The following is a 7,030-nucleotide window of genomic DNA, read 5'->3' as shown; positions in this document are numbered from 1 at the left end:
GGAGAGTTGCTACCAGATATGACAAATTGGATGCCTCTTTTCTGGCCTTCGTCTACCTTGCCGCTATTGCTATCTTGTTGTTTTAGAACAAAACTACACATTTTTCAAACAGGGCCTAATCCCCTGAAAAACGGCGGCTTGTCCGCCAAGTTTGACCCCAAACATGAGCGAGAGTGCGTTGGAAAAAATCCGACGCACCCTCGCTTTTTTCATCCCCTGACGCCGCAAAGCTGTTTCTGAAAATGGTTCAGATTTTGGCCCAGTTTCGGCGCTGCTCAGCTGTAATGGAGCAAGATCGTCGCAAACTCTGTTCCATGGCTGGTGCATGGCCCCGGGGGATGGAGGGGGTCATAGGGGGAGGAAGGGGGTACAAGGAATGTGTTTTGGAATGTGTCAAAATGCTGGGACGAACGACGAAAATAAAATGGAAGGGAACAGTAAGAGAGATTGCAGGGGGGCGCGGCAGGTGCGCCCCCCTTTCGTTTAAAAGACATTTTTTAAGGTGAGCTGTTCCGCCTCACTGAGCAGTTCGATCTGGGTGACCAGCCGGGCGTTGGCGGCGGCGTATTCGCCGTATTCCTGGCTCTCCAGCAGGGCCAGGGTCTCCTGGAAGCCGGCGTAGATCTGGTCGGTGTCGGCGTGGCGGAGCAGGACGTGGAGATACACATCCCGCTCCCGCCAGGTTTGCAGGGCCTCTTCGGTCAGGGAACTGGCCTCCTCCCAGCGGTCGGCCCGGGCCAGTGTCTGGGCCTCATCCAGAGCGTCGGACAGACCCTGGGTAAAGCCCCGCAGGGACCAGGTATGGAGCAGGGTGCCGCACAGCAGGGCAGCCAGCAGTGCCAGGGCGATCCACAGCCGCTTCACCGGACCGCCTCCTTTTCAATGACGCAGACCTTGTTGGTCTCATCCACTGTCAGCAGAAACACGTCCTGGGTCCGTTTCACATGGTGCTGCTGAAGTTGCTTGTCCAGCCACACCTCGTCCAGGCCCCGGCTATGGAGATTGCGGGTGATGACCCGTCCGTCGTTGATCATGACCACCGGCAGCCCCGGCTCCGGCAGATGAAGGGCCAGATCCTGGGCGGTGGGGGGCTTCTGGGCGGCGAAGGGGAGAACGGACAGCTGGCCGTTGGTCTCCAGAATGGCATACTTGACGGTGGAAAGGTCGGTAACCCCCTTCATCCGCAGTTCCTCCATCAGTTCATCCAAAGTGAAGCGGTTGCGCTTCATCTCGCCCTGGCGCAGTTTCCCGTTTTCCACGATGATGCTGGGACGGCCGCAGAGCACCGCCCGGAATTTGATGCTCTTCATGGTGAGCACCGACAGGGCCATGGTGATGCACAGCAGGGTGAGAATGGGGATCAGGCCGGTGAGCAGGGGAATGCCGAAGTCCTGCATGGGAACGGCGGCCAGATCGGCGATGAGCAGGGCCAACACCAGCTCGGAGGGCTCCAGCTCACCCACCTGCCGCTTGCCCATCAGCCGGATACCGGCAATAATAAAGGCATAAAGAATGATTGTGCGTAAAAAGGCAATGACCATGAGACGACCTCCCGGGATCACGATACCTTCAGTATGACCGGGATGGCGGCAGATATACAAAAGGAGGGAACCGATGAAAAAAAGAACAGCGGCCCTGCTGGCAGCGGGAGGGACGGCGGCCGGTATCCTGCTGGCGGCAGCTCTGGACGTGCGCCTTGCGGTGCGGTACTATACGGTGGAGAGCGACCAGGTGGACAGTCCCATCCGGCTGGCGGTGCTCACCGACCTGCACGCCTGCCGGTACGGGAAAAACCAGGAACAGTTGGTGGCAGCGGTGGCCGCACAGAAACCGGATCTGGTGGTCATGTGCGGGGATATTGTGGACGACGAGCCCCGGATGGAGGAGTGGCGTGCCCTGCTCACGGTAAAAAAGCTGGCCGACCGCTGGCCGGTATATTACGCCTCGGGCAATCACGAGCACCGCACCGGGCGGCTGGCTGTGGTCAAAGAACTGCTGACAGCCTGCGGTGCGGTGGTGCTGGACGGCAAATGTGTCTGCGCCGCTGCCGGGGCACAGATGGTGCAGATCGGCGGCATTGACGACCCGGAGACGGGAGAGGAGAACTGGCAGGACCAGTTGACCGCCGCCAGCGGTGATCTGGACGGCAGTCACTTCTCTATTTTGCTGACCCACCGGCCCGAGCGGGTGAGCGACTACGCCGGCAGCGGATTTGATCTGGTGCTGGCCGGTCACGCCCATGGGGGTCAATGGCGGCTGCCCGGCCTCATCAACGGCGTACTGGCTCCCAATCAGGGAATGTTCCCCACCTATGCCGGCGGGCGCTATGAGATCGGCGGTGCCACCCTCATTGTCAGCCGGGGACTGGCCCGGGAGAGCACCCGGGTGCCCCGTCTGTTCAACCGGCCGGAGCTGGTGGTGGTGGACATAGAACCACCAAAATAATTATGAGGGCATCTATAGTTTTTTGAGACATTCGGGGCGCATTGACCGTGAAAAACGGGGGATGCGCTCCGACTTTTTGTCCAAAATTACGATTTTGAAAAAGAAGGGAAAAAGGGAGTTGCCGGAGGCGGATATTTAGAGTACAATCGAACAAATATCATGGAAAGAAAGGCGTGATGCAGGAGATGAAGGCGACCTTGATTCTGGAGAACGGCGCCATGTTCCCGGGCGTCAGCATGGGCTCCCCCGCAGACCGGGTGTGCGAAATGGTGTTCAACACCTCCATGACCGGCTACCAGGAGATCCTGACCGATCCCTCCTATGCGGGACAGGGAATCGTGATGAGCTATCCCCTCATTGGCAATTACGGCGTAAACCACGAGGATAATGAGTCCTCCCGGCCCTGGGCTGAGGCATTTATTGTGCGGCATCTGGCCCGGCGGGGCAGCAATTTCCGCTGCGAGGGTGAGCTGGACGCCTATCTGAAACAATATGACATTACCGGGATCGAAGGCGTGGATACCCGGGCTTTAACCAGAATACTCCGCAGTCAGGGGACCATGAATGGTATGATCACCTGTGCGGAGCATTTTCATGTAGAGGAGTGCCTGGAGAAGATCCATGCCTATCGGGTGGAGGGCACCGTGGAAAAGGTGACCCGGAAGGCGCCCCAGCTCTATCCTGCTCTGGGAGAGCAGCAGCTGCGGGTGGCCCTGATGGACTACGGCGTGAAAGAGAATATGATCCGCTGCCTCCAGAAGCGGGGCTGCCAGGTCACCGTCTATCCTGCCCACACCCCGGCGGAAACCATCCTCACCGGCGGCTATGACGGCGTCATGCTGTCCAACGGCCCCGGCGACCCGGCGGACAATGTGGACATTATTAAAGAGGTACGCAAACTCTACGACTCCAGCCTGCCCCTCTTTGCCGTCTGCCTGGGTCACCAGCTGCTGGCTCTGGCCGCCGGCGCCGAGACCCGGAAGATGCGCTTCGGCCACCGGGGCGGCAACCACCCGGTGAAGGATCTGGCCGCCGGACGGGCCTTTATCACCAGCCAGAACCACGGCTATGTGGTCACTGCCGAGAGCGTGGACCCCGCTGTGGCGGAGATCTCTCACGTCAACGTCAACGAGGGCAGTGTGGAGGGCCTGCGCTATAAGCGTCCCAACTGCTTCACCGTCCAGTTCCACCCCGAGGCCTCCCCCGGCCCCATGGACACCGAATATCTCTTTGACCGCTTTGTGGACAGCATGAAGGGAGGCGACCGGTAATGCCCAAGAATCCGAATATTAAGAAGGTACTGGTGCTGGGCTCCGGCCCCATCGTCATCGGCCAGGCCGCCGAGTTTGACTACGCAGGAACCCAGGCCTGCCGCGCCCTGAAGGAAGAGGGCGTGGAGGTGGTGCTGGTCAACTCCAACCCCGCCACCATCATGACCGACAAGGACATTGCTGATCATGTGTATATTGAACCCCTGAACATCGCCAGCGTAGAGCAGGTGATCCAGAAGGAGCGCCCCGATTCCATCCTGCCCACTCTGGGTGGCCAGACCGGCCTGAACCTGGCTATGAACCTCCACGAACAGGGCATCCTGCAGCAGTACGGCGTCAAGCTGCTGGGCACCAGCCCTGAGTCCATCCGCAAGGCGGAGGACCGCCAGGGCTTCAAGGACGCCATGGAGGCCATCGGCCAGCCCTGCGTCACCTCCGATGTGGTGGAGAGCGTGGAGGATGCGGTGGCTTTTGCCGGGTCCATCGGCTACCCCGTCATTGTCCGCCCCGCCTACACCCTGGGCGGCACCGGCGGCGGCATTGCCTACGACGAGATGTCCCTGCGGGAGATCGCCGACCGCGGCATCCATCTCAGCCGCGTGGGCCAGGTGCTCATCGAGCGGTGTATCTCCGGCTGGAAGGAGATCGAGTTCGAGGTCATGCGGGACTCCGCCGGCAACGTGATCCAGATCTGTTCCATGGAGAACGTGGACCCGGTGGGCGTCCACACCGGCGACTCCATCGTGGTGGCCCCTACCCAGACCCTGGCCAACCGGGAATTCCAGATGCTGCGTAAGGCCTCCCTGGACATCATCTCCGCCCTGGAGATCGAGGGCGGTTGTAACGTGCAGCTGGCTCTGAATCCCGATTCCTTCGAGTACGCGGTCATTGAGGTCAACCCCCGCGTGAGCCGCTCCTCCGCCCTGGCCTCCAAGGCCACCGGCTATCCCATCGCTAAGGTGGCCGCCAAGATCGCCCTGGGCTACACCCTGGACGAGATTCCCAACGCGGTGACCGGCAAGACCACCGCCTGCTTTGAGCCCACCCTTGACTACTGCGTGCTGAAAATCCCCCGTCTGCCCTTTGACAAGTTCACCACTGCCAGCCGTACCCTGGGCACCCAGATGAAGGCTACCGGCGAGGTTATGGCCATCGGCAACTCCTTTGAGGGTGCCCTGATGAAGGCCATCCGTTCCCTGGAACTGCCTGTGAAGTCCCTGCGCCTGCCCGGCCTGGATCAGCTGTACACCGAGGAGATCGAGGAGCGGCTGGTAAATATCGACGACCAGCGCCTCTTCGTGGTGGCCGAGGCCCTGCGCCGGGGCTTCTCCCCCGAGAAGATCAACAAGATCACCAAGTACGACCTGTGGTTCCTGGACCGGCTCCAGAACATCGTGGACATGGAGGACAAGCTGGACCACGGCCACCTGGATGCCGACACTCTGCGCATGGCCAAGGAGATGGGCTTCTCCGACGCCTGGATCGCCGCACTGTCCGGCAGGGAGCGGAAGGAGATCAAGGCCCTGCGAGAGGGCTTCGGCATCCGCCCCGCCTTCAAGATGGTGGACACCTGCGCCGCCGAGTTTGAGGCTCAGACCCCCTACTACTACTCCACCTACGATGAGGAGAACGAGGCTGCCGAGGAGCTTCATCTGCCCCAGGTGGGTGAGCTGGCTCCCCATATCCCGGAGGCTCCCTGGCTGGCTGCCGCTACGCCTGAGGCCCACCGGCCCGGGCAGGACAAGAAGAAGGTGCTGGTGCTGGGCTCCGGCCCCATACGCATCGGCCAGGGCATCGAGTTCGACTACTGCTCCGTCCATTCCGTCTGGGCTTTTAAGCGCCTGGGTTATGAGACCATCATCATCAACAACAACCCCGAGACTGTGTCCACCGACTTCGACGTGGCCGATAAGCTGTACTTTGAACCTCTGACTCCCGAGGACGTGGAGGCTGTGGTGGAGCTGGAGAAGCCCTGGGGTGCCGTGGTGCAGTTCGGCGGTCAGACCGCCATCAAGCTGGCTCAGGCCCTCACCAACATGGGTGTGCCCATCCTGGGCACTTCCGCCGACGGCGTGGACGCCGCCGAGGACCGGGAGCGCTTTGACGAGATCCTCAACCAGTGCAAGATTCCCCGCGCCGCCGGTAAGACGGTGTTTACCACCGAGCAGGCCCTGGAAGCCGCCCACGAGGTGGGCTACCCCGTGCTAGTGCGCCCATCCTATGTGCTGGGCGGCCAGGGCATGGAGATCGCCTACAACGACCGCAACATCACCGAGTTCATGCGCATCATCAACCAGGTGGAGCAGGAGCATCCCATCCTGGTGGATAAGTATCTGATGGGCCGTGAGGTGGAAGTCGACGGCGTGTTTGACGGGGAGGATCTGCTCATCCCCGGCATCATGGAGCACATCGAGCGGGCCGGCGTCCACTCCGGCGACTCCATCTCCGTCTATCCCCCCATCCACATCGAGGAGAAGCACAAGGAGACCATCTACCGCTATACCTACGACCTGTCCAAGGCTCTGGGTGTGGTGGGCCTGGTGAACATCCAGTTTGTCATCTATGACGACACAGTGTATGTCATCGAGGTCAACCCCCGCTCCTCCCGTACCATCCCCTATATCTCCAAGGTAACCGGCGTGCCCATCATCGACCTGGCCACCAAGGTCATGCTGGGGCAGAAGCTGAAGGACCTGGGCTACGGTACCGGCATCTACAAAGAGGCCGACTACTACGCTGTGAAAATGCCGGTGTTCTCCTTCGAGAAGCTCACCGACGTGGACACCGGCCTGGGCCCCGAAATGAAGTCCACCGGCGAGTGCCTGGGTCTGGCCGAGTCCTTCCCCCAGGCCCTGCTGAAGGCCTTTAAGGGTGCCAACATGAAGGCTCCCAAGAAGGGTGGCCGCATCATCATCACCGTCAAGGACGAGGACAAGGGCGAGATCATCGGTATCGCCCAGGGCTTTGCCGACATGGGCATTGAGATCCTGGCTACCAGCGGCACCTGCGAGGCCCTCAATGCCGTGGGCATCCCCGCTCGCAAGGTGGCCCGGGTCTCCGAGGCTCACCCCAACATCTTGGACATGATCGCTTCCGGCACCGTGGATCTGGTCATCAATACCCCCACCCGGGGCCGCCGCCACGATACCGACGGCTTCAAGATCCGCCGCTCCACCGTGGAGCACTCCGTGGCCTGCATCACCGCTATTGACACCGCACGGGCCATGCTCACCATTCGCACCCAGGGCCGGCCCTCCGACCTGCGGCCCATTGATATTACCCAGATTTAATTAAATTGGGAACTTCCCCCTTCC

5 protein-coding genes and 1 pseudogene are annotated in these 7,030 nt (G+C 61.0%); 4 read left to right on the top strand and 2 right to left on the bottom strand.

Annotation, left to right across the window (positions count from 1 at the left end; translation table 11 throughout):
- Window positions 1-86, top strand: a pseudogene (locus B5G42_RS17960) (IS5/IS1182 family transposase); the annotation flags it as partial.
- A 397-nt stretch (window positions 87-483) separates the two neighbouring features.
- Here the strand turns inward: B5G42_RS17960 and B5G42_RS14735 are convergent.
- Together B5G42_RS14735 and B5G42_RS14730 are read right to left on the bottom strand one after the other, a co-directional pair.
- Complete coding sequence (locus B5G42_RS14735) at window positions 484-864, bottom strand: DUF4363 family protein (RefSeq protein ID WP_087271907.1); 381 nt, start codon at window positions 862-864, stop codon at window positions 484-486.
- Window positions 861-1,541, bottom strand: coding sequence for a DUF421 domain-containing protein (locus B5G42_RS14730; RefSeq protein ID WP_087271904.1), 681 nt, complete (start codon window positions 1,539-1,541; stop codon window positions 861-863). The genes B5G42_RS14735 and B5G42_RS14730 overlap by 4 nt, the downstream gene beginning before the upstream one ends.
- A 73-nt stretch (window positions 1,542-1,614) precedes the next feature.
- Here B5G42_RS14730 and B5G42_RS14725 point away from each other — a divergent pair, with 73 nt between their 5' ends.
- The 3 genes from B5G42_RS14725 (at window position 1,615) to carB (ending at window position 7,006) form a co-directional block, all read left to right on the top strand.
- Complete coding sequence (locus B5G42_RS14725) at window positions 1,615-2,445, top strand: metallophosphoesterase (RefSeq protein ID WP_087271901.1); 831 nt, start codon at window positions 1,615-1,617, stop codon at window positions 2,443-2,445.
- 185 nt (window positions 2,446-2,630) lie between these two features.
- Entirely contained in the window at window positions 2,631-3,716 is a 1,086-nt protein-coding gene (locus B5G42_RS14720) for a carbamoyl phosphate synthase small subunit (protein WP_164475035.1), read from the top strand.
- Window positions 3,716-7,006 (top strand): carbamoyl-phosphate synthase large subunit, encoded by a 3,291-nt coding sequence (carB, locus tag B5G42_RS14715; RefSeq protein WP_087271895.1) that lies wholly within the window; start codon window positions 3,716-3,718, stop codon window positions 7,004-7,006. Before B5G42_RS14720 ends, carB begins: the two co-directional genes overlap by 1 nt.
- Window positions 7,007-7,030: the final 24 nt, after the last annotated feature.

The sequence above is a fragment of the Flavonifractor sp. An91 genome, from assembly GCF_002159225.1.
GTDB lineage: Bacteria > Bacillota > Clostridia > Oscillospirales > Oscillospiraceae > Flavonifractor > Flavonifractor avicola.
The sequence above is the reverse complement of the archived record's forward strand: the minus strand, read 5'-3'. Positions and strand labels throughout refer to the sequence as shown.

Coding starts and splice junctions, on each gene's coding strand:
- B5G42_RS14725 (WP_087271901.1), top strand. CDS start 1,615: ATGAAAAAAAGAACAGCGGCCCTGCTGGCAGCGGGAGGGACGGCGGCC.
- B5G42_RS14730 (WP_087271904.1), bottom strand. CDS start 1,541: ATGGTCATTGCCTTTTTACGCACAATCATTCTTTATGCCTTTATTATT.
- B5G42_RS14720 (WP_164475035.1), top strand. CDS start 2,631: ATGAAGGCGACCTTGATTCTGGAGAACGGCGCCATGTTCCCGGGCGTC.
- carB (WP_087271895.1), top strand. CDS start 3,716: ATGCCCAAGAATCCGAATATTAAGAAGGTACTGGTGCTGGGCTCCGGC.